The sequence below is a fragment of the Arthrobacter sp. Cza30 genome, assembly GCF_059090765.1.
This window is the reverse complement of sequence record NZ_JBNHGA010000001.1, coordinates 669,130-690,016: the sequence shown is the minus strand read 5'-3', so window position 1 is coordinate 690,016 and position 20,887 is coordinate 669,130. Positions and strand designations below refer to the sequence as shown.

General features: G+C 70.0%; 22 protein-coding genes. 10 read left to right on the top strand and 12 right to left on the bottom strand.

Features of this window, described 5'->3' with window-relative positions:
* Positions 1-27: 27 nt before the first annotated feature.
* The 4 genes from AC5RVZ_RS03015 to AC5RVZ_RS03000 form a co-directional block, all read right to left on the bottom strand.
* Complete coding sequence (locus AC5RVZ_RS03015; RefSeq protein WP_494064290.1) at positions 28-1,716, bottom strand: ABC1 kinase family protein; 1,689 nt, start codon at positions 1,714-1,716, stop codon at positions 28-30.
* 54 nt (positions 1,717-1,770) lie between these two features.
* Positions 1,771-2,343: a PadR family transcriptional regulator gene (locus AC5RVZ_RS03010; protein ID WP_494064289.1), complete on the bottom strand. Its 573-nt coding sequence runs from the start codon at positions 2,341-2,343 to the stop codon at positions 1,771-1,773.
* A 92-nt stretch (positions 2,344-2,435) separates the two neighbouring features.
* Positions 2,436-3,071: a GyrI-like domain-containing protein gene (locus AC5RVZ_RS03005; protein WP_494064288.1), complete on the bottom strand. Its 636-nt coding sequence runs from the start codon at positions 3,069-3,071 to the stop codon at positions 2,436-2,438.
* Positions 3,068-3,586 carry a PadR family transcriptional regulator gene (locus AC5RVZ_RS03000; RefSeq protein ID WP_494064287.1) on the bottom strand — a complete coding sequence of 173 codons (519 nt, stop codon included), beginning with the start codon at positions 3,584-3,586 and terminating at the stop codon, positions 3,068-3,070. The genes AC5RVZ_RS03005 and AC5RVZ_RS03000 overlap by 4 nt, the downstream gene beginning before the upstream one ends.
* 131 nt (positions 3,587-3,717) lie before the next feature.
* Between AC5RVZ_RS03000 and AC5RVZ_RS02995 the strand changes: the two genes are divergently transcribed.
* Entirely contained in the window at positions 3,718-4,320 is a 603-nt protein-coding gene (locus AC5RVZ_RS02995; protein ID WP_494064286.1) for a flavodoxin family protein, read from the top strand.
* A 16-nt stretch (positions 4,321-4,336) separates the two neighbouring features.
* Here AC5RVZ_RS02995 and AC5RVZ_RS02990 read toward each other — a convergent pair whose 3' ends face one another.
* Positions 4,337-5,752, bottom strand: a complete 1,416-nt coding sequence (locus AC5RVZ_RS02990; protein ID WP_494064285.1) for a dihydrolipoyl dehydrogenase family protein — start codon at positions 5,750-5,752, stop codon at positions 4,337-4,339.
* 98 nt (positions 5,753-5,850) lie between these two features.
* On the opposite strand from AC5RVZ_RS02990, the gene AC5RVZ_RS02985 reads away from it, so the two are divergent.
* From AC5RVZ_RS02985 to AC5RVZ_RS02970, 4 genes are read left to right on the top strand one after another with little or no spacing between them, the layout of a single operon-like run.
* A complete protein-coding gene (locus tag AC5RVZ_RS02985) occupies positions 5,851-6,675 on the top strand; it encodes an ABC transporter ATP-binding protein (protein ID WP_494064284.1) in 825 nt (274 codons plus the stop codon).
* The gene (locus tag AC5RVZ_RS02980; RefSeq protein WP_494064283.1) at positions 6,672-7,343 is read left to right on the top strand and encodes an ABC transporter permease; all 672 of its coding nucleotides are present in this window, start codon (positions 6,672-6,674) and stop codon (positions 7,341-7,343) included. Before AC5RVZ_RS02985 ends, AC5RVZ_RS02980 begins: the two co-directional genes overlap by 4 nt.
* Positions 7,340-8,065 (top strand): ABC transporter permease, encoded by a 726-nt coding sequence (locus AC5RVZ_RS02975; protein WP_494064723.1) that lies wholly within the window; start codon positions 7,340-7,342, stop codon positions 8,063-8,065. Before AC5RVZ_RS02980 ends, AC5RVZ_RS02975 begins: the two co-directional genes overlap by 4 nt.
* A 26-nt stretch (positions 8,066-8,091) precedes the next feature.
* Positions 8,092-9,003, top strand: a complete 912-nt coding sequence (locus AC5RVZ_RS02970; protein WP_494064282.1) for an ABC transporter substrate-binding protein — start codon at positions 8,092-8,094, stop codon at positions 9,001-9,003.
* Between the two features lie 57 nt (positions 9,004-9,060).
* Here the strand turns inward: AC5RVZ_RS02970 and AC5RVZ_RS02965 are convergent, their stop codons facing one another.
* Positions 9,061-9,708: a DUF1345 domain-containing protein gene (locus tag AC5RVZ_RS02965; RefSeq protein ID WP_494064281.1), complete on the bottom strand. Its 648-nt coding sequence runs from the start codon at positions 9,706-9,708 to the stop codon at positions 9,061-9,063.
* A 168-nt stretch (positions 9,709-9,876) separates the two neighbouring features.
* Here AC5RVZ_RS02965 and AC5RVZ_RS02960 point away from each other — a divergent pair, with 168 nt between their 5' ends.
* The 3 genes from AC5RVZ_RS02960 to AC5RVZ_RS02950 are packed head-to-tail and all read left to right on the top strand — an operon-like array spanning position 9,877 to position 10,813.
* Entirely contained in the window at positions 9,877-10,098 is a 222-nt protein-coding gene (locus AC5RVZ_RS02960) for a hypothetical protein (protein WP_494064280.1), read from the top strand.
* A gap of 39 nt (positions 10,099-10,137) precedes the next feature.
* On the top strand, positions 10,138-10,593 hold the full coding sequence (locus tag AC5RVZ_RS02955; protein WP_494064279.1) for an SRPBCC family protein: 456 nt from the start codon (positions 10,138-10,140) through the stop codon (positions 10,591-10,593).
* A 10-nt stretch (positions 10,594-10,603) separates the two neighbouring features.
* On the top strand, positions 10,604-10,813 hold the full coding sequence (locus AC5RVZ_RS02950) for a hypervirulence associated TUDOR domain-containing protein (protein WP_494064278.1): 210 nt from the start codon (positions 10,604-10,606) through the stop codon (positions 10,811-10,813).
* A gap of 125 nt (positions 10,814-10,938) precedes the next feature.
* Here the strand turns inward: AC5RVZ_RS02950 and AC5RVZ_RS02945 are convergent, their stop codons facing one another.
* Both AC5RVZ_RS02945 and AC5RVZ_RS02940 read right to left on the bottom strand, forming a co-directional pair.
* On the bottom strand, positions 10,939-11,520 hold the full coding sequence (locus tag AC5RVZ_RS02945; RefSeq protein WP_494064277.1) for a hypothetical protein: 582 nt from the start codon (positions 11,518-11,520) through the stop codon (positions 10,939-10,941).
* 48 nt (positions 11,521-11,568) lie between these two features.
* Entirely contained in the window at positions 11,569-12,714 is a 1,146-nt protein-coding gene (locus tag AC5RVZ_RS02940) for a zinc-dependent alcohol dehydrogenase (RefSeq protein ID WP_494064276.1), read from the bottom strand.
* A gap of 158 nt (positions 12,715-12,872) precedes the next feature.
* Between AC5RVZ_RS02940 and AC5RVZ_RS02935 the strand changes: the two genes are divergently transcribed.
* Positions 12,873-13,814, top strand: a complete 942-nt coding sequence (locus tag AC5RVZ_RS02935; protein WP_494064275.1) for a helix-turn-helix transcriptional regulator — start codon at positions 12,873-12,875, stop codon at positions 13,812-13,814.
* 15 nt (positions 13,815-13,829) lie between these two features.
* Here the strand turns inward: AC5RVZ_RS02935 and AC5RVZ_RS02930 are convergent, their stop codons facing one another.
* The 3 genes from AC5RVZ_RS02930 to AC5RVZ_RS02920 all read right to left on the bottom strand — a co-directional run bounded on the left by AC5RVZ_RS02930 (position 13,830) and on the right by AC5RVZ_RS02920 (position 15,020).
* A complete protein-coding gene (locus AC5RVZ_RS02930) occupies positions 13,830-14,087 on the bottom strand; it encodes a helix-turn-helix domain-containing protein (protein ID WP_494064274.1) in 258 nt (85 codons plus the stop codon).
* The gene (locus tag AC5RVZ_RS02925; protein WP_494064273.1) at positions 14,087-14,572 is read right to left on the bottom strand and encodes a DUF2975 domain-containing protein; all 486 of its coding nucleotides are present in this window, start codon (positions 14,570-14,572) and stop codon (positions 14,087-14,089) included. The genes AC5RVZ_RS02930 and AC5RVZ_RS02925 overlap by 1 nt, the downstream gene beginning before the upstream one ends.
* A 67-nt stretch (positions 14,573-14,639) precedes the next feature.
* Positions 14,640-15,020 (bottom strand): hypothetical protein, encoded by a 381-nt coding sequence (locus AC5RVZ_RS02920; RefSeq protein ID WP_494064272.1) that lies wholly within the window; start codon positions 15,018-15,020, stop codon positions 14,640-14,642.
* 378 nt (positions 15,021-15,398) lie between these two features.
* Between AC5RVZ_RS02920 and AC5RVZ_RS02915 the strand changes: the two genes are divergently transcribed.
* Positions 15,399-19,331, top strand: coding sequence for an IPT/TIG domain-containing protein (locus AC5RVZ_RS02915; protein WP_494064271.1), 3,933 nt, complete (start codon positions 15,399-15,401; stop codon positions 19,329-19,331).
* Positions 19,332-19,388: 57 nt separating this feature from the next.
* Here the strand turns inward: AC5RVZ_RS02915 and AC5RVZ_RS02910 are convergent, their stop codons facing one another.
* A complete protein-coding gene (locus AC5RVZ_RS02910) occupies positions 19,389-20,798 on the bottom strand; it encodes an amidase (RefSeq protein ID WP_494064270.1) in 1,410 nt (469 codons plus the stop codon).
* Positions 20,799-20,887 lie beyond the last annotated feature (89 nt).

Here is a 20,887-nt window from a genome sequence, read left to right as displayed (position 1 = left end):
GCGCGACGGCATCCGTCGACCACCGGGTCAGCGCGGGCTGCGACGGCCCACGATGCCCGCGAGGAGGGCGTGCAGCAGCGGGACCGTCGACAGCGACATCAGGACACCGCCGAAGATCCGCGCCGTGGCAAGAAGCACGCTTCCCCCGATCAGCAGCCCCGCGAAGAGCACGGCCGACAGCAGGCGACGACCCATGCGCTCCAGACCGCGGATGCGCTGATCGAGGCGTGGCGTGTCGACGATGGTCCGGCCGTCGTCCAGGCGCGTGAGGGCGTCATCGAGGCGGCGGGGCAGGCGTGCCAGGATGCCGCCCACCGCTGTGGCCTCGTTACCGAGCTCCTGCACGAAGGTGCCGCGCTCGTCGCGGATCAGCTGGTCGGCATACGGCTCGACGGCATCCCAGATGTTGAACGCCGGGTCGAGCGAGCTGCACATGCCGGAGGTGAGCGAGACCGCCCGCACGATGAGCAGGAAGTTCTCCGGCAGCTGGAAGGGCATGGCGCGCACGACATCGCCGAACTCGGTCGCGAAGTCGCGGAACTCGCGCGGATCGACCTTCTGCAGCTCGGCGAATCCCATGCCGCCGAACCGCGCGAACAACTCCGTCATGGCTCGCTCGAGCTGCACCGTGTCGGCCGATGGAAGCAGCACGCCGACATCGCGGATGCTCTCGACCATCTGACGGCCGTTGCGCGCTGCGACGGCGATGATCAGCCGCTGCAGGCTGCGGCGGAGGCGGTCCGGAACGTGGCCCATCATGCCGAAATCGATGAACGTGAACCGCCACCCCCGGTCCTCACCGGCAGCGGTGGGAGTGACGAAGATGTTCCCGGGATGGGGGTCGGCGTGGAAATAGCCGTCGGCGAACAGCTGGTCGAACATCACCGTGGCGAACTCCGCCGCGACCTGCGCCGGGTCGATGCCTGCGGCACGCAGCTCATCGACGTCGTTGATCTTGATCGCGCTGACGTCAGAGAGAGTCAGCACCCGCCGCGTCGTTCGCTCCCACGCCACCTCCGGGACGGACACGCGCGGGTCATCGGCGAAGTTCTCCGCGAACCGCTCGGCGTTGCGCGCCTCGTGGAGGTAGTCGATCTCCTCCCGGCTGGTGTGGGCGAACTCCTCGACCAGATGCGGCAGGTCGACGTGCTCGGAGATCACCCGCACCCGCATCAGCCAGCGCGCCACCCGCCGCAGCGCCGCGAGATCCACATCGACGATCTCGTCGATGTGCGGCCGCTGGATCTTCACGACGACGTCAGCGAATCCCGCGTCATCGGCGTCAGCCTCGGTCAGTCGCGCCCGGTGCGCCTGACCGAGCGAAGCCGCGGCCAGCGGCACGGGATCCACGTACGTGAACGCCCGTTCCAGCGGCATCCCGAGTTCGGCCTCGGCCGAGGCGCGGATGGCGGCGAACGGCACCGGCGGCACTTCGTCCTGAAGGCCTTCCAGCTCCTTGGTGATCTCGGGCGGCAGCACGTCGAGCCGCGATGACATGAACTGCCCGACCTTGATCATGAGTCCGCCGAGCGAGACCGCCAGTCCGTGGAAGCTTCGGGCGATGCCGCGCAGACGCCCCGCGCGACCGCGGGCTGCGAGTGCGCTCAGACCGATGCGCGGCAGGAACAGCTCGAACCACCACGCCTGAACCATGTACCTTGCCGCGAAGCGCAGGATGCGGCGATAGCGGGCGCGCAGATGATCGGCGTCGGCCATCGACCTCACCTTCAGGAGCCGATGGTCCGCTGCCGGCATTCCGGCGGCATCCGGTCAGTCCTGCGCGAGGATGGCGTAGATCTTGCGGCGAGCCTCGTCGAGCACATCGACCGCCTGCTGGACCTGTTCCGCTGTGCCGTTGCTTCCGACCTGCGCCGCCGCCTGCGCCAGCCGGGCCCCGGCCTTGGGGAGCGCCGTTGCTCGGCCGGACTCGCGCGCTCCCGAGGACTCCCACGGCGCCGACCGTCCCTCGGCCCCTTCCGCCTCGGCGCGCCCGGCCTCGGTGAGCGAGTAGGTCTTCCGACCGCCGGACTCCTCGGCCCTGATCAGGCCCTCGTCGGCGAGCAGCTGCAGCGTCGGATAGACCGATCCCGGGCTCGGCTTCCACGACCCGTCGCTGCGCTCCTCGATCTCGTGGATGATCTGGTAGCCGTGCATCGGCCGCTCCGCCAAGAGCGCGAGGACCGCAGCGCGGACGTCGCCTTTGCCCATCCGGGTGCCGCTCGGTCGCGTCTCGAACATGCCGCGCAACTGGTCCATCGCCTCCCACAGGCCGGCGCCCAGCCCTGTGATATCGGGCCCACGGTGGCGCGAGCCGAACCGCTCTTCCCCGAACGAACCGTTCATGATGAACCTCCTCGCCTCGATGCTGCGGATGCTCTGACGATACATACCGATATATCGGTCAACAAGAGGGCGGAGTGCGAATCAGCTGCGCGTCAGTCGCCGCTGTCGGCGTCTTCCGGGGCGACCGGCTGGCGGAGGATCGTACGCAGCCTGGTCGGCTCCGTGCGGCGAGGGTCGCTCAGATAGACCTCATGGTGCCTGCCCGTCATGCGCAGGCCACGTGCGGGGATGACCTCGTCGTGCAGCTGCGCCAGCACGGGCGCCTCGTCGTCGAAGGAGCCGACATGCAGCGTCTGCACCGACAAGCCCTCGGCGTAGGTCTCCAGCCGCAGCCGGCTCAGCCCGGGGGCGGGCTCGTCCGCGGCCGCGGCCGCCTCGAGGGCGCGCTCGAAGTGGTCGTCGGTGATCCAGTCGGGCACCATGTTGAGCATCGTCCAGTCCCAGCGGGACTTGTCGCGCGCGCCGGTGAACGACGCCATGTCGTCCGCCCACCACAGGCCTTCCAGGGGCATCACCGCGTAGTCGCGGTCGAGCTCCCGCTTGCTGAAGAACTTCAGGCGGTAGGCCACCGCGTAGATCGCCGAGACGACCTCGCCGTAGTCGGCCACGACGTTGGGATCCCCGTGCCCGTCGGCCATCAGGTACTGCAGCGGCGGCACATCGACGGCCTCGAAGACGCCCCGCCGCGCGCGGTACGAGGGGATCTCCTTCTTGAAGTCGATCTTCATCGCATGTCCTCCAGTCTTGCGGCCAGCCAGTCGTGTTCGGCGATCAGCATGGCGAGCGAGTACGAGAACACCCACTCCGCGGGCTCGGGCACCGGGTGCTGAGCCGACCGCGCCGCCTCCACGGCACGGCGTTGCGCGTCCAGCGCCGCCATGCGCGTCCGGATGGCGCCCGCGAAGTCCTCCGCATCCGCCAGCGGAGCATTCGCCAGACCGATCGCGAGCGGCGAGGCGAGCGATGCCGGATGAGCGATGACCCGGATCACGGCCGCGGAGGCCTCCGCACGCCCGGCATCCGTCGCGGTGAAGACCCGCCGCGTTCTGGCGCTCGACGACGAGTGCGCCGCGACCAGGCCGCGCTTCTCGAGCTTGGTGAGCACGTAGTAGATGGACGAGAACGCCAATGGCGCCCACTGCCGGATGCCGCGCTGCTCGATGGTCTGCTCCAGCTCGTAGCCGTGCCGGGGCTTCTCGACGAGGAGCCCGAGCACCACCAGCTCCGAGGGCGTGAGCGTCATGGCGATACTCTAGTACTGGAATAACGCTCGCGGCGACGTGGTCGGCGTCCGATCGGGTCACGGCGTGTCAAGACCCTGCGTTGATCGTCGCTGCCGTGGCTAGCGTGCCGGTGGACGAGAAGGGATCACCGATGCTTCGCGCAATCGCTCTGAACTGCACCCTCAAGCCGTCGCCGGAGCCGTCGAGCAGCCAGTTGCTCGCCCAGCAGGTGCTGGACGCGCTGGATCAGCATGGCGTCGATGGCGAGCAGCTGCGTGTCGTGGACCACGACATCAGGCCCGGTGTCCTCGCCGACATGGGCGATGGCGACCAATGGCCGCAGATCCGCGAGAAGCTGATGCAGAGCGACATCCTCGTTATGGCGACCCCCACGTGGGTGGGCCACATGTCCAGCGTCGCCCAGCGCGTGCTCGAGCGGCTGGACGCGGAGATCTCCGAGACCGACGACGACGGACGGCCGATCCTGTCGAGCAAGGTCGCGGTGACCGTCGTGGTGGGCAACGAGGACGGCGCCCATGCGGTCACGGCGGCGCTCTATCAGGGCCTCGTCGATGTCGGATTCAACGTCCCCTCGCAGGGCGGGGTCTACTGGAACGGCGAGGCCATGCACACGACCGACTACAAAGACCTCCTCGATACACCGGAGAAGGTCGCCTCGACCACGGCGACACTCGCGCGACACGCGGCGCACCTGGCGACGATCCTCAAGGAGCGCCCCTACCCCGGCCCCTGAGCGACGACGAGCAGGGTCAGCGCCCGTACGCCTCGAGCCATCGGAGCCACACCTCGCTGACAGTGGGGAACGACGGCACCGCGTGCCACAGCCGGTCGAGCGGCACCTCCCCCACGATGGCGATCGTGGCTGCATGCAGGAGTTCGGCGACGTCGGGTCCGACGAAGGTGGCGCCGACGATCACGCGCCTCGCCTCGTCGACGATCGCCCGTGCGCGGCCGCGATAGTGGTCGGCGCGCGTGCTGGCTCCGGAGAGCCACGACAGGTCGTAGTCGAGCACCCGGATGCCGATGCCCGCGGCGATCGCGGACGCTTCGGTATGCCCTACCGCGGCGACCTCGGGATCGGTGAAGACCACCTGCGGCACGACCCCGTGATCCGCCGTCGCGACATGCCTCCCCCACGGGCCGTCGTCGACCGCGTCTCCCCGTGCGCGTGCGGCGATGATGTCGCCGGCCGCGCGCGCCTGGTACTTGCCCTGGTGGGTCAGAAGCGCACGGTGATTGACGTCGCCCACGGCGTAGAGCCAGTCGTACCCCCGCACGCGCATCGTGTCGTCCACGTCGAGCCAGTCCCCGGGCTGCAGGCCGATGGCGTCGAGTCCGAGATCCTTCGTGCGCGGCTCCCGTCCGGTGGCGACGAGAACGTCATCGGCATGGACCTGCGAGCCGTCCGAGAGCGACAGGACGACGCCGCCTTCGCTCCGACGCACGCGGTCCACGCCCGCACCGGTGCGGACCTCGACGCCGGCATCCCGCAGCGCCGCGGCGACCGCCTCGCCGGCGAACGGCTCGACGGCGGGAAGCAGTCCCGACCGAGCGATGACCGTGACCGCGGTACCCAGCGACGCGAAGAGCGTGGCCATCTCGCTGCCCACGACGCCGCCGCCGATGATCGCGAGGGATGCCGGGACCTCGCGCACGCCGGTGGCGTCCCGGCTCGTCCATGGCCGGGCCTCACGCAGACCCGGGATGTCGGGCACGAGCGGATCCGACCCCGTGCACACGGCGACGGCGTGGCGGGCGATCAGGATCGTCTCATGCCCGTCGGCCTCCGTCACGGTCACCCGGCTTTCACCGCTGAGCCTCCCCCGCCCGCGCACAAGGTGGACTCCCGCGCCCTCCAGCCACCTCACCTGGGACGCATCGTCCCAGTGGTGGACGATCGCATCGCGCCGGGCGAGCGTCGCCGCGACATCCGGCGATCCGGTCACCGCCTGCTTCGCACCCTCGACATCGCGCGCCGCTCGCAGCGCCGCCTGCGGTCGGAGCAGCGCCTTGGAGGGGATGCACGCCCAGTACGAGCACTCGCCGCCGACCAGCTCCCCCTCGACGACCGCCACCGACAATCCGCCCTGAACGGCACGATCGGCCACGTTCTCGCCGACCGGCCCCGCTCCCACGACGACGAGGTCGTACTCGCGTGTGCTCATCCGCCCAACGTAGCGGCGCCGGCCGACGTCGGGGTGCGACAGGTTCGGCGCCCATGTCCGACGCCTGTGGTTTCCTTGAATCCCGCCGAAAGGACAGCATGGCGATCGAGTTCCGCGCGGTATCGAAGCGCTTCGGCGACGGCCCTGCCGCTGTCGAGGATTTCAGCCTATTCCTCCCTGCGCACAAGACCACCGTGCTCGTGGGCTCGTCCGGATCGGGCAAGACGACGCTGCTGCGGATGATCAACCGCCTCGTCGAGCCGACGACCGGGGAGATCCTCATCGACGACGAGCCGATCTCGCGGCGCGACCCGGTCAAGCTGCGGCGCGGCATCGGCTACGTGCTGCAGAACGCAGGCCTGCTGCCGCACTACTCCGTCGTCGACAACATCGCCACCGTCCCGGTCCTCAACGGCGTGCCGAGACGCCAGGCGCGCGAGCGTGCCCGGGAGCTGATGGACGTGGTCGGGCTGGACCGGTCCCTCGCCGACCGCTACCCCGGTCAGCTGTCCGGAGGACAGCAGCAGCGGGTCGGCGTCGCGCGCGCGCTGGCGGTCGACCCGAACATCCTGCTGATGGACGAGCCGTTCGGCGCGGTCGATCCGATCGTGCGCAAGGAGCTGCAGGCCGAGACGCTGCGGCTGCAGGAGGAGCTCGACAAGACGATCGTCTTCGTCACCCACGACATCGACGAGGCGTTCCTCCTCGGCGACCAGGTGGTGATCCTCCAGAAGGGCGCGCGGATCGCGCAGGTCGGCACCCCGAGCGAGATCATCGAGAACCCGGCCAGCGCTTTCGTCGCCGAGTTCATCGGCGTGGAGCGCGGCGCTCGCGCCCTGCGCCGCAAGCAGACGCCGCGCGGCGCCGTCCTGGTCGACGAGGCCGGACGGACCCAGGGCGTGCTCGTCGAGGACGCCCCGTGAACTGGGTGCTGGACAACCTGGATCTCATCGGGCAGCTGACGGTGGACCACCTGCGTCAGAGCGCCATCGCGATCGCCGTGGGATTCCTCATCTCGCTGCCGATCGGGTGGGCGGCGTTCCGCTACACCCGGCTGCGCGGCGGAGTGCTGACCGGGGTGAGCCTGCTGTACACGGTGCCGTCTTTCGGCCTTTTCGCGCTGATCCCCGCGGCCGTCGGCATCCCCATGCTGTCCGAGTCGAACGTCGTCATCGCGCTGACGATCTATGCGGTCGCGATCATGACCCGCTCGGTGTCGGACGGACTCGGCTCGGTCGATGCCGATGCGCGTGGCGCCGCGGTCGCGGTGGGCTTCGGCCCGTGGCGACGCTTCTGGACCGTGGACCTCCCGCTCGCGGGGCCGGTGATCCTCGCCGGGCTGCGCGTGACGGCGGTCTCGACGATCTCGCTCGCCACCGTGGGAATCCTGGTCGGCGTTCAGAACCTGGGCTACCTGTTCACGAACGGCTACCAGCGGCGCATCGTCGAGGAGGTGTTCGCCGGCGTCGTGGCGGTCGTCGTCGTGGCGCTGATCGTCGATCTGCTGCTCGTGCTGCTCGGACGCGCCCTCATGCCGTGGACCAGTGCGACGCGGCCGCGACCACCTCGAGCGAGGGCGGTGACAGCATGAATCCCTTCATCGACGCGTTCGTGTGGATCCTCTCTTCCGACCGCCTCGGCGGAGCCCTTCCCCTGCCTGTCGCGATCCTGCAGCACCTGGCATTCACCTTCGTCTCGGTCCTGATCGCCGCCGTGATCGCGATCCCGCTCGGCTGGCTGATCGGCCACACCGGCCGCGGACGCGAAGTCGCGGTGTTCCTGTCCGGCGCCGCCCGCGCTCTGCCCGCCCTGGGCGTGGTCACGCTCCTGGTGATGGTTCTGGGCGTCACGCAGAAGACCGAAGCGGCGGTGGCGGCGTTCGTGCTGCTGGCGATCCCCTCGATCCTCGCCGGCGCTTACGCCGGCATCGAGGCCATCGACCGGTCGGTGATCGACGCCGGCCGGGCGATGGGAATGACGCAGTGGCAGATCCTGTTCCGGATCGAGATGCCTCTCGGACTGTCTCTTCTCATCGGCGGTCTGCGCTCCGCGACGCTGCAGGTGGTCGCAACCGTGACCATCGCGGCGTACGTCGGCCTCGGCGGACTCGGGTTCTACCTGATCCAGGGCATCAACATCCGCCGCTTCGATCAGATTCTCGGCGCATCGATCGTCGTGATCCTCCTGGCCCTCGTTCTGGACGGCGTCTTCGCGCTGCTCTCGCGGTCCACAGCCACCCGCACCGCCGGTCATCGTTCCCATGCCACCGCCCGCTCGCAGGCCCGCACTCTGCTCGCCGACTCTTCCGCCTGACCCCCACCCACCCCGGAGGTTCCGCAATGCCCACCACACGCACCCGCCGCCTGACGCTTGCACTCGGCGCCACGGCTCTCGCCTCGGTCGTCCTCGCCGGATGCGCGGCATCCGATCCGCTGCAGGGCGGGGGAGGCGGCGCGGCCGCCGACACGTCGACCATCGTCGTCGGCTCGCAGGCGTACTACTCCAACGAGATCATCGCCGAGATCTACGCGCAGGCTCTCGAGGGCGCCGGGTTCCAGGTCGAACGCCAGTTCAACATCGGTCAGCGCGATGCCTACATGCCCTCGATCGAGGACGGCTCGATCGACCTCTTCCCGGAGTACACCGGCAACCTGCTGCAGTACTTCGATCCCGAGACCACAGCGACGACCAGCGACGACGTCTACGCCGCGCTGCAGGAGGCGCTGCCCGAGGGCCTGACGGTGCTCGATCAGTCCTCCGCGACCGACCAGGACTCCTACAACGTCACAGCCGCGTTCGCGGAGGAGAACGACGTCAGCTCGATCGCCGACCTCGCGGGGATCGACGGCCTGGTGCTCGGCGGCGCGCCCGAGCTCGAGGAGCGCCCGTACGGGCCGAAGGGTCTGCAGGAGGTCTACGGAGTCACGGTGACGTTCCAGGCGACGGCCGACACCACCGTGGACGAGCTTGTGGCGGGGAACATCCAGATTGCGAACGTCTACAGCGCCGACCCGCGCATCGAGACGGACGACCTCGTGACGCTGGAGGACCCCGAAGGCCTGTTCCTCGCCTCGAACGTGGTCCCGCTCGTCAACGAGGACGTCGCCGACGAGATCGCGGACGTCATCAACGAGGTGAGCGCGGCTCTCACTCCGGAAGGTCTCGTAGCCCTCAACGTGCAGTCGACGCAGGAGCAGCGTTCGTCGGAGGACATCGCCACGGACTGGCTCGCGGAGAACGGCCTGAGCTGAGCGGCTCACGCAGGGTGTCGACGACGCCGCCCGTTCCGCGGGTGGCGTCGTCGCCTGTCACCCGCTGATGATCGTGCTGAACGCCAGCACGATGATGAGGGCGTTGAGGAAGAAGCTCAGGGTGGTGTGCCACACCACGGTCCAGCGCATGCGCGTCGTGAGCACCTGCACATCCGAGACCGAGAATGTCGTGGCGTTCGTGTAGGAGAAGTACACGAAGTCCCCGAGGCGAGGCTCCGGTGTCCGAGGGAAGTGCAGCTGAGGGGTGGGGTCCTGCCGGCACCGGCGCTCGTAGATCCGCGCGAAGCCCCATTGGAACAGCGCCCACGAGAGCAGCATCGCCCACACCGCCACCGGTTCCACCCACCCCGCCCATTCGGGGTCATCCCTCAGCACGAGGATCTCGACCGCCGCGATGATGCCCACGGCGCTCGTGGTGAAGGTCGAGATGGTCACGATGATGCTGATCACGGGGTGCAGCTCGAACCGCGAGAGCCACCCCGGCAGACCTGGGCGGGAGCGCCGCACGCTCGATCCCACCGCGATCACCGCGGCGAGCCAGTAGAGCGTTCCCAGTACGGACCACACGGCCAGCAGGTCCATCGTCAGCTTGGCGTTCTCCGCGTCGACGATGAGGAACCCCAGGACGATCAGCGCGACGTGGATGATCAGGTCCGCCACGCGGATGATCACTGCAGCGACCACATCCGCCCCTCCTCCCCGCTTGGAGCCACCGTAGCCGTCCGTGCGCGATAGCGCGGCAGGACTGCCGTGGTCAAGGGGGTGCGATCGCTCTCCCCGCCCGCGGATGCTGGAGCATGAGCCGTCGCCCGTCCAGCGTGGCGGTCGGCCGTACGGCCCCGAGGAGGAACCGTGAGCACCACCGATCCGACATCGCCCGAGCCCCTGCCGGGCCAGATGCCCCCGGACCCGACGGCGCCCGGGGCGCCGACACCTGGCGCGCCGATGCCGAGCGAGCCGTCGGTGCCTGAACCGGAACGCCCCTATCCGAGCGAGCCCCTGGCGCCGACGCCGGAGGAGCCGCCGGCGCCGAATCCGCAAGAGCCGACCTTCCCGGTCCCACCCGAATCCTGACATTCGACCGACCGGCACCGACCCCACTCAGGAGAAGCCATGAGCCAGATCATCGAAAGCATCGACGTCAACGTTCCCGTCACGACCGCCTACAACCAGTGGACGCAGTTCGAGAGCTTCCCCCACTTCCTCGACGAGGTCGAGTCCATCACGCAGTACGACGACACGCATCTGCGCTGGAAGGTGAAGGTCGGCATGTTCGAGCGCGAGTTCGACGCCGAGATCACCGAGCAGCACCCGGATGAGCGGGTCGCGTGGCGCAGCACCAGCGGCGACACCGCGCACGCCGGCGTCGTGACGTTCCACAAGCTCGACGACGACTCCTCGCGCGTCACCGTGCAGATCGACTGGGAGCCGGCGGACGCGATCGAGAAGCTCGGTTCGCTCGTGGGCGCTGGGAAGCACGCCGTGAAGAAGGACCTCGAGAACTTCAAGAAGTTCATCGAGAAGACCGGCCACGAGACCGGCGCGTGGCGCGGCGACGTGCCGCGGTGACCAGACGGCCATGACGAAGAATCTGTCCAAGGGCGACCGGGTGAGCTGGAAGACCTCGCAGGGCCGCACACACGGCCATATCGTCGAGCGCCGCACGAAGGACTTCACCTTCGACGGACAGCACTTCACCGCCTCGGAGGACGAGCCGTCTTACATCGTCGAGTCGGACAAGAGCGGCAAGCGCGCGGCGCACAAGGGCGACGCCCTTCGTAAGGACTGACAGCCGCGACGGCGAACAGCATCACAGCATCGCGCCGGCATCCCCTGACGACAGGAGGATGCCGGCGCGATCGCGTCAGCGCGTCGCTCGAGCGGCCTCAGCCGCCGGCGACCCGCCGGAACGGATCACGACGATCGCCGCGAGCCCGGCCTCACGATCGCCTTGCCGACCTTGAACACCCCGTAGGCGACGAGGAGCCATGGGCCCACCACGAGGATCGGGTCGAGCCAGGTGTGCTTGAGGTCGATGCGTCCCGGCGCCACCCGGGACGCGACCGGACGGCGACCGCGCTCACCCAGGATGCCCGACTGCGAGATGGGCTCATCCGGGCGAGCGGAGACGAACGATCGCAGATGCGACGTGATGGCGTCCACGCGGTCGCCCACGATGAGCAGCAGCCAGTGCGCTGCCTGACCTTCGCTGTAGGTGTCGTACGCGAAGCGGCGGATCCTTCCCGAGAGCCCGTGCAGCGGCTGCGCCGTGCCGAAGACCGGCGTCAGTCGCGTGTGCTCGACGGACCGTTCGCGCGGCTGCTTCTCGGGCTGCTGTTCCGGGAGCTCCCAGTGGGCGCCGGTCGGGATGCCCGGCTGCTCGTGAGGGAACGCCGGCCGGTTGGCCGGATCGAGGTCGGCACCCCAGCCGGGGATGCGCTCGCGCAGCGAGGAGCTGTCCGGCGGCGGGATGGGCTTGTCTGCGGTGTACGGCATGATTCCTCCGAGTGAGTCGTCAGGGCGTGATGTGTGCGGCGCCGGCGGTCAGGGGGCCGGAACGACGATCGGCTTGATGATGTCGTCGAGCTTGGATGAGAACACGTGGTACGCCTCGGCGATGTCGTCGAGGGGGAACCGGTGCGTGATCATGTCGCGCGGCGAGATGTGCCCGGCGCGGATGTGCTCGAACAGGCGCGGCCACTGGCGCTTCACCGGTGCCTGGTTGGTCCGGATCGTCAGCCCCTTGTTCACGGCATCGCCGAACTTGACCGCGCTGAAGATGGGCCCGAAGGCTCCCATGACAGAGACCGTGCCGCCTTTGCGGACGGAGTCGATGGCCCAGTTCAGCGCCACCGGCGAGCCGCCCTGCAGCTTCAGCTTGGCGGAGGTCACGTGCTGCAGCACGTGACCGTCGGCTTCGGCGCCCACCGCCTCGACCGCGACGTCCGCGCCCAGCCCGCCCGTGGCGTACTTGAGCTCGCGCACGATGTCGCCGACCTTGCCGAAGTTGATCGTCTCGGCGAACGCGAACTCCTCGGCCTTGCGCAGCCGGTAGTCGAGGTGATCGACGACGATGACTCGTCCCGCGCCCATGAGCCAGCACGATCGTGCGGCCGCCAGCCCCACCGGGCCCGCACCGAACACGACCGCGGTGTCGCCTTCCTCGATGTCGGCGAGCTGAGCGCCGAAGTAGCCCGTGGAGAAGGCATCCGTCAGCAGAAGAGCGTCCTCGGGATGGATGTCGTCGGGGATCACCGACGGCCCGACGTCCGCGAGAGGCACACGCACGAGCTCCGCCTGACCGCCGTCGTACCCGCCCGTGGTGTGCGAGTACCCGTAGATCCCGCCGACCGCCGTGGCGTTCGGGTTCACGTTGTGACAGTTGGAGTACAGGCCGCGCGCGCAGAAGAAGCAGCTGCCGCAGTAGACGTTGAACGGCACCAGCACGCGATCGCCGACTGCGAGGTTCTGCACGGACGGGCCGATCTCCTCGACCGTCCCGATGAACTCGTGGCCGAACGTGTGGCCGATCCGGGTGTCGGGCATCATGCCGTGGTACAGGTGCAGGTCCGATCCGCAGATGGCCGCCAGCTCGACGCGGACGATGGCGTCGTTCGGGTGTTCGATCACGGGATCGGGCTTCTCCTCGACGCGGAGTTTGTAGGGCCCGCGATACGTCATGGCTTTCATTCGGTCCTCCTCGGTCTCCTTCGACTCTCACCCGGATCCCTCCCGGTGCAGAGGGGGTTGCGCGAGGCGACCGCGGATGGCAAAGAGACGCGGTCACGCGCCTGCCGAGGTGTTCCGGACCGCTGCCGTACGCCCCGCCTGCGATAACCTCGGACCCGATGCCGCACGTACTCCGACGCTCCAGCAGCGATGTGGAGACGGTGCAGGAGACGTGGTCGGAGTTCGTCCCTTCGGCGCGTGTTCAGGCGCTCGATCCCCAGCGCTGCCGATTCGCCTGGGCGTCGGCACAGGTGGCCGACTTCAGCGTCATCCGCTACGAGCTCTCAGCCGGTGTCCGGTCGACCGTGCAGCCTGAGGATCAGCTCCTCGCATGCCGAGTGGTCGTCGAGGACGGCTGGGTGAACGAAGCTCGGCGCGACCTGGATCCACGGTCGCCGTGGGCCTGCTCGGACGCGCCGGTGCTCGTGGGCTGGGAAGACATGGCGGAGGTGCGCGCCTTCGTCTTCCACCGCGCGGCCGCGCAGCAGCTCGCCCGTCGGCTCACGGGAGACGATCGCCTCGAGCTCCGGGTCACCGATTCGTCGCCGATCAGTTCCACCGCTGGAGCCCTGTGGGAGAACGTGCACCGGCATGTCCACACGTCTCTCGCGACGCTCGCGGCCCCCGGCGAGACCCACGCGCTGCTCGAAGCCGAGCTGACCCGCCACGCGCTCGTCACGACGCTCACCACGTTCCCCACGACCTTCCTGCGCGCCCTCGAGAGCCCGGCGCAGCGGTCGCCGGCGCCGACGACGGCGCGACGGGCCGCGGCCTTCATGGATGAGCACGCGCGTCTGCCGATCACCATCGACGACGTGGCGCAGTCGGTGCACATCTCCACCCGAGGCCTCCAGTACGCGTTCAAGCGCGAGTTCGGCGTCTCGCCCCGCGAGTACCTTCGCCGTGCGCGCATCGCCGGAGCCCACGACGACCTCGTGCGCGGCGTCGGATCGGTGGCGCAGATCGCGCGCCGCTGGGGCTTCCTTCACGTGTCGCGCTTCGCCACGTACTATCGCGCCGAATACGGCGTGCACCCCCGCGACACACTCCAACGCGTCTGAGGCGTCCGCCCCCGATCAGGCCGACGACTCGGCCAGACCGCGCTCTTCCGGTTCCGCCGTCGCGGCCTGGTCGGGTTCCCAGCGCAGCAGGTCGCCGGGCTGACATTGCAGCACCTCGCACAGAGCATCGAGCGTCGTGAACCGCACAGCCTTGGCACGACCGTTCTTGAGCACTGCGAGATTGGCCGGCGTGATGCCGACGCGCTCGGCGAGGGTCCCGACGGCCATCTTGCGTCGGGCCAGCATGACGTCGATGTCGACGATGATGGGCATCAGATCACCTCGTCCAGCTCGGAGCGCAGGCGGCGCGCTTCGGACTCGCGGTCGACCGCTTGGGCCAGCAGCATCCGCATCACGACGATGACCAGGGCGACGCCCGCCGTCACCAGCGCCGCCCCGCACACCAGCCCGACGACGCCGGGCGCGGTCGGCCCGGGCGCGAGCAGGACGGCGAGGGCGAAGGTGAGGACGGCGGCGGCGGCGATGGCACCGATGATGACGTCGACATAACGGAAGGATGCCGACGAGAACACCGCGCCGCGGCGGACCAGGGTCAGCAGCTGCCAGATGCAGATGGCGGTGACCTGCAGCGTCACGATCCACAGCGCCGCGATCGTCACGAACGCGATGCGAGCCCACAGTTCCGCGCCCTCGAGGTCGATCCAGATCAGCGGCAGGAGGACCGTCTGCACGAACAGCGAGCCCAGCAGCGACAGCGCGATCACGACGCGCAGCGCCAGGATGGTTTTTCTTCCCACCGGCGTACCTTTCTATCGAAGAACGGCTTCAAGCTATCGTTCTTCGATAGAAAAGACAAGGGTGGCCTCAGCCGTTCGGCGCGACCCGAAGGATCTCGACAGCGTAGATGCCGAGGAAGACGATGAGGGCCCCGGCCGCGAGCGCACCCATGTACCACGCCAGACGCACGTTCTTGCGCCGAGCGTCTCCCCGCCGGCGCGACACGAGGATCATCAGCGCGAGCATCACGAGCACGTAGACGATGCCGATGATCGGCAGGATCAGCTGCAGCGAGAACGCCCAGGCATACAGCACGAGCGCGATCAGGGTCAGCACTGCGGCCGGCACGAGCCAGCGAGACGTCGCGCCGGACTGCAGCGCCGGCTGGTTGGTGAGGTCTGTCGGGTCGGCCGGCTGCTGATCGGGCAGCTTCTCGGGGCCGTGGGGTTCGGACGCGGGGTCGGTCATGAAGAAGTCCTCCTCGGATCGCTACCAGGATCCCGGTCCGCACGGGCTCTCACACGGGGCTTGACAGCCCGGCTCCCCACGGGAGGCCGGCGTGAGATGGCCAGTGGAAACCCAGGGATACCCCTAACAGTCGGCAAACAGCGCCTCAGGATCGACTGAAGTCCGCGAAACGGCCCCGAAAGGCGCGCGTCGGAACCCTAGGTTCGAGGCGCGGCCGTGCGCAGCCCTCCTGCGAGTCCCAGCTCGCGACGCGCGCGCAGCCACCTTGCGGGTCCCCAGTCCGCGAGGACGCCCCGACTTGGAGTCGACATGCTCGAACCGCGATCGCTTTGGACGTCGTCGAGATCGAGAGGGGGTGACAAGCGCAGCCCGCGACGGGTGACAGCCGCCGCGGCGGCAGGCGTCGTGACGGGCATCGTCCTCACCACCCTCGGCGGTGGCGCGGCCCTCGCCGCGGCGGACGACCGGGCCGAAGCCGAGGGCCTGTTCCTCTCCGGCGGCGGCCTGGTCGACCTCGATGCCGTCGCCGCTCTCGCCGGTGCCTACCGGGACCTTCCGCCCGGAGGCGTGGCCGACGCCGCCATCGACTCGACGGCGCTCAGCCTGATCGACCTGGGTCTGGGCATGCAGCTGTTCGGCGGCAACGACGTCCTCACTCTCGGCGCAACCGGTCAGTATGGCCGCGCGGTCGTCGGGAACGCGTTCGCCTCATCGGGCCTCATCGGCTCCGACGGCGCCATCCAGGCGGGCACGGGAGCGCCCGGTGAGAACACCACCCTCAACCTCGGCCCGGTGCTCGAGGCCGTCGGCGTCGACGCGCTGATCGACACGCTGTCCCTGGAGCTCGGCGCCGTGTCGGCATCCGCTCAGGCCACCCGCGCTCCCGGTGCGGTGACTGTGTCGAGCGACTACCAGATCGCCAGCGGCGAGCTCACCCTCACCTCGCCGGTCCTGGGCGAGGTCGCGCAGAGCCTCGACGCGACTCTCGCGTCGACGAGCACCAGCGTCAACGCGCTCGCCGGCGACGGCGGCCCCATCGACACGACCGTCGGCGGACTGCTGGGCGGGATCGACGCCATCCTGGAGGGCCTGCTCCTGGGTCTGGTCGACCTCGACGATCCTTCCGTCGCCGCGACGCTCTCGGCCGACCTGGGCGCGGCCCTCGACGCCGTCTCGGACGACCGCTTCGTCTCCGGACCGCTCTCCCTGACGCTGGGCAGCGGCGAGATCGTCATCGACCTCGACGAGCTGTACGCGCTCAACGACCTTCCCGCGAACACGACGCTGCTCTCGGATGCCGGACTGAACCCCACGATCGCCGAGGCGCTCAGCGACATCCTCACCGACCAGCTGCCGACGGCGCTGTCCTCGGCCCTCGACACCGTGCTGAACACCACGAGCCTCGACATCTCGATCGCCGCGGGGGTCCGCACGGTCCTTCCGATCGGGAACCTCGCCATCACGATCGACGGAACGCTCGGCGGCTTCCTCGGCACCCCGGGCTCCGCGCCCCCCGCCGTGTCGCTCGAGGGCACCGACATCGCCGGCCTACCCGTGGGGTCGCTTCTCACGCCGATCACGGGCTACGTGCTGGGCACCATCGTGCCGGCCGTCGGCGCCGTCGTCGGCACGACTTCGAACGTGGAGGCGCTGGAAGGATCCCTCACCGCCACGCTCACGAGCGCGGTGAGCGCCCTGCAGCCGGTGCTGGCCGCCCTGAACCGGGTCGTGACGATCGTCGTGAACGTGCAGGAGGAGCAGGGAGAGTTCCGCGATCCCAACGGCCTGGACGCAGGCTCCTTCACCCAGCGCGCCGTCGCCCTGACAGTCGCCCCGGGCATCACGGGCGGCGCGATCGCCCTGGATCTGGCCTCGGCGACCGTGCGCGCCATCCCGCTCGTCGTCCCCGCGAACCTCGCCATGACGCCCGTGCGCGGACCGCTCACCGGCGGCACCGATGTGACGATCACGGGCGACAATCTCGGCGATGTCACCGAGATCCTCTTCGGCACAGTGCCGGTGGAGTCCTTCACGATCGACCCGGACGGCGACATCCGCACGACCGCGCCGTCGCAGGCCGCGCCCGGCGCCGTTCCCGTGACGGTCACGAACTCCGAGGGTTCGACGTCCACCCTCACCTTCACCTACTACAACGTCACCCGCATCGACGGGATCGCGCCTGACAGCGGCTCGACCGCCGGTGGCGACCCGGTCACGATCACCGGCACGTGCTTCACCGGTGCGACGCAGGTGCTCTTCGGCGACCAGCCCGGGACGGACCTGACGGTCGTCAGCGACACCGAGATCCGGGTGCTCGCGCCCGCGGGCGCCGTCGGCCCCGTGGACGTGACCGTGGTGAACCCCACCGAGTGCGGCGACGCGACACAGGAGGATGCCTTCACCTACGTCGAGCCGGATGCGCCGGTGCTGACGTCGATCGTGCCGGGTCGCGGCCCCGAGACCGGGGGCACCTCCGTGACCATCACCGGTGACGACTTCACCCGCACCACCTCCGTGACCGTCGACGGCGTTGAGGTGCCCTTCACCGTCGTGAACGACACCGAGATCACGGTGGTCACCCCGCCGCACGCCCCGGGCGTCGTCGACGTGGTCGTGACCAACGAGGTGGGACCGTCCGAGCCGATGGAGTTCGAGTACTTCGACGTGGCGGAGATCGACGGCGTCGAGCCGGGCTCCGGCCCCGAGGCAGGAGGCGACGAGGTCGTCATCACCGGCGACTGCTTCACCGGCGCGACGGCGGTGCTGTTCGGCGGCACCGCCGCGACCGGCTTCGTCGTGAACAGCGACACGCGAATCACCGCCATCGTGCCCGCCGGCACCGGCATCGTCGACGTGAGCGTCGTCGGCGCCGGTGACTGCGGCACTGCCGTGGTGGAGGATGCCTACGAGTACATCGCACCCCCCGTCGTCGCCGACCTCGAGCCCACCTCAGGTCCGGAGACCGGCGGCACCGTCGTGACGATCACCGGCGAGGGCTTCACCGGCGCGACCGGCGTGACCTTCGACGGCATCCCGGGCACCGGCTTCACCGTCGTCAGCGACACCGAGATCCGGGTGACGACTCCGGCGCACGTCCCCGGCCTCGCGCCCGTGAGCGTGCAGCACCCGGGCGGCGACGTCGGCGCCGGTGACTTCGACTACCTCGACGTGCCGACGGTCGCCGACCTGAGCCCGACCTCCGGACCGGAGGACGGCGGCACCCTCGCCACGATCACCGGCGAAGGATTCACCGGGGCGACCGGCGTGACCTTCGACGGCATCCCCGGCACCGGCTTCACCGTCGTCAGCGACACCGAGATCCGGGTGACGACCCCGGCGCACGCCCCCGCCACCGTGCCGGTCGTCGTGCAGCACCCCGTGGCGGATGCCGACGCGGGCCGGTTCACCTTCGTTCCGGGCACCGAGATCGACGGCGTGGAGCCCGAGATCGGACCGGAGGCAGGCGGGAACACGGTCACCATCACCGGCTCGTGCTTCACAGGGGCGACCGAGGTGCTCTTCGGCGACAGGCCGGCCATGAGCTTCACCGTCGTCAGCGACACGCAGATCACCGCGGTCGCCCCTGCCGGCGTGGGGATCGTCGACATCACGGTCGTGGGCTCCGCCGCGTGCGGCGAGGACACGCTGCCCGACGGGTACGAGTACCTGGACGAGCCGGTCATCACCTCGCTCGAGCCCGCCTCGGGCCCCGAGACAGGCGGAACCGCCGTCACCATCACGGGGTGGAACTTCACCGGCGTGACCTCCGTGACCTTCGACGGCGTGCCGGGCACCGACCTCACGGTGGTCAGCGACACCGAGATCCGGGTGACGACGCCTCCGGGCACCCCGGGTCCGGCGCTGGTTCTCGTGACCGGCCCGGACGGCATCAGCGACCCCGGCTCGTTCGTGTACTACCCGGTCACCGATGTCGACGGCACCCGACCCGGCACGGGACCGACCGGTGGCGGCACCATCGTGACCATCACGGGGCAGTGCTTCACCGGCGCCACCGCCGTGCTGTTCGGCGGCATCCCGGCCACGGAGTTCCAAGTGGTGAACGACACCACGATCCGCGCCCTGACGCCGAAGGCGGCGACCGCCGGGACGGTCGATGTCACCGTCGTCGGCGCAGGCACATGCGGGACGGGCGTGCTGGAGGACGGCTTCCGGTACGTCGCCGGGGCCGCAGCCGGCGGGTCGCTCGCGCAGACCGGGTCGGGCGCGGATGCCACCTTCCTGGCCCTCCTGGGCGGAATGCTGCTCCTTCTCGGGGCGCTGGCCGTGTTCCGGCGCCGCCGGACGGCCTGATCACCGCGAACACGCGGCGTCGCTTCGGCGGCGCCGCGTGTTCGCTCGTTCCCGGGGTCACACCGGTGGGGCGGGCAGCGGCGGGACGGCCGCCTCGATGTCCCGCGCCGCGGCGAAGACCAGGTCCTCGCCGAACATCGGGCCGATCACCTGCACGCCGGTGGGCAGTCCGCCGTCGTCGAGCCCGGTGGGCAGCGCGAGCGCCGGCAGGCCGAGGAAGTTGGCCGCGACCGTGAGCCGGAGGTCGCGCCAGGCCCGGTCGGCGGCATCCGTTCCGCCCAGGTCGTGATCGGGCTCGCGCATGCGGGAGGTCGACACCGGTCCGAGGATCAGCGGCACCTCGAGGAGCAGCCGCCGCCACCGAGCCGCGACGACGGCCGAGCGCGCCCACGCCTGCGCGTACTCGGCCGCGGTCTCGTACGGACGCGCAGCCGCCGTGCTGTCCCGGAGGAACCGGGTCGCCGAGCGTCCGAGCGGCGCGCCGAGGACCTCGGGGGTGAGCGAGGTCAGCATGTCGGTGCACGACAGGCGGCGCCACAGCACCGCCGCCTCCTCGAGCAGGGGCGGCTCGATCTCGACGATCTCCCAACCGGCACCAGAGAGGGATGCCGCCGCCCGGTCGACTGCGGCGAGCACCTGCTCGTCGGCGCCCCAGCCCAGCGGATCCCGCACGACGCCGACCCGTCGGGGCCGCGCGTCGGGCCGTACGCGGGGAGCCTCGAGCGACACCGGGTCGTCGGCATCCCACCCCCGCACGACGTCGAGGGCGAGTTCGAGGTCGTCGACGCGGCGGGCGAGCGGCCCGTTCACCGAGAAGCTCTGCAGCGTCAGTGCGACGCCGCTCTCACGGACAGCCGCGCGAGGGACCAGCCCCCGCGAGGGACGCAGCCCGCAGACACCTGCCGCGTACGCCGGGAGCCGCAGCGAGCCACCGAAGTCGTTGCCGAGCCCGATCGCGCTCATGCGCGTCGCGACCGCGACGGCGTCGCCCGCACTCGATCCCCCGGCGCTGCGGCCGGCATCCCACGGATTGAGCGTGCGACCGAAGAGGTCGTTGTCGGTGTCCCACCGCATGCCGAAGTCCGGCATGTTGCCGCGCCCGACCGGCACGGCGCCGGCCTTCCGCATCCGCCGGACGATGGCGGCGTCGACGGCCGGGACGGCGTCTGCCAGGCCCCGCCAGCCGTTGGTCGTCGCCGACCAGGTGAGGTCGATGTTCTCCTTGACCGAGATCGGCACACCGGCCAGCGGCCCCGGGTCCTCCCCGGCGGCACGCGCTGCGTCGAGGTGGGCCGCGAGCGCGAGAGCGCGCTCCTCGAAGACGACGGTCAGGGCGTTCACGTGAGGATTCACGGCGGCGATGCGCTCCAGGTGCGCCCGGGTCACCTCGACCGCGGAGATCTGGCCGCGCCGCACGGCGGAGCCGATCGCACGGGCGTCGGGAGGCAGATCGGAAGAGGTGGTCATCCTTTCCATCCCACCACGCACGACCGGGCGGGCGGGTAGCACGCCGCCACCGTTCCGGCAATACCCCTGCCTCCCCACCCTGTGCCTGG

Coding starts and splice junctions, on each gene's coding strand:
- AC5RVZ_RS03015 (WP_494064290.1), bottom strand. CDS start 1,716: ATGGCCGACGCCGATCATCTGCGCGCCCGCTATCGCCGCATCCTGCGC.
- AC5RVZ_RS03010 (WP_494064289.1), bottom strand. CDS start 2,343: ATGAACGGTTCGTTCGGGGAAGAGCGGTTCGGCTCGCGCCACCGTGGG.
- AC5RVZ_RS03005 (WP_494064288.1), bottom strand. CDS start 3,071: ATGAAGATCGACTTCAAGAAGGAGATCCCCTCGTACCGCGCGCGGCGG.
- AC5RVZ_RS03000 (WP_494064287.1), bottom strand. CDS start 3,586: ATGACGCTCACGCCCTCGGAGCTGGTGGTGCTCGGGCTCCTCGTCGAG.
- AC5RVZ_RS02995 (WP_494064286.1), top strand. CDS start 3,718: ATGCTTCGCGCAATCGCTCTGAACTGCACCCTCAAGCCGTCGCCGGAG.
- AC5RVZ_RS02990 (WP_494064285.1), bottom strand. CDS start 5,752: ATGAGCACACGCGAGTACGACCTCGTCGTCGTGGGAGCGGGGCCGGTC.
- AC5RVZ_RS02985 (WP_494064284.1), top strand. CDS start 5,851: ATGGCGATCGAGTTCCGCGCGGTATCGAAGCGCTTCGGCGACGGCCCT.
- AC5RVZ_RS02975 (WP_494064723.1), top strand. CDS start 7,340: ATGAATCCCTTCATCGACGCGTTCGTGTGGATCCTCTCTTCCGACCGC.
- AC5RVZ_RS02970 (WP_494064282.1), top strand. CDS start 8,092: ATGCCCACCACACGCACCCGCCGCCTGACGCTTGCACTCGGCGCCACG.
- AC5RVZ_RS02955 (WP_494064279.1), top strand. CDS start 10,138: ATGAGCCAGATCATCGAAAGCATCGACGTCAACGTTCCCGTCACGACC.
- AC5RVZ_RS02950 (WP_494064278.1), top strand. CDS start 10,604: ATGACGAAGAATCTGTCCAAGGGCGACCGGGTGAGCTGGAAGACCTCG.
- AC5RVZ_RS02945 (WP_494064277.1), bottom strand. CDS start 11,520: ATGCCGTACACCGCAGACAAGCCCATCCCGCCGCCGGACAGCTCCTCG.
- AC5RVZ_RS02940 (WP_494064276.1), bottom strand. CDS start 12,714: ATGAAAGCCATGACGTATCGCGGGCCCTACAAACTCCGCGTCGAGGAG.
- AC5RVZ_RS02935 (WP_494064275.1), top strand. CDS start 12,873: ATGCCGCACGTACTCCGACGCTCCAGCAGCGATGTGGAGACGGTGCAG.
- AC5RVZ_RS02930 (WP_494064274.1), bottom strand. CDS start 14,087: ATGCCCATCATCGTCGACATCGACGTCATGCTGGCCCGACGCAAGATG.
- AC5RVZ_RS02920 (WP_494064272.1), bottom strand. CDS start 15,020: ATGACCGACCCCGCGTCCGAACCCCACGGCCCCGAGAAGCTGCCCGAT.
- AC5RVZ_RS02910 (WP_494064270.1), bottom strand. CDS start 20,798: ATGACCACCTCTTCCGATCTGCCTCCCGACGCCCGTGCGATCGGCTCC.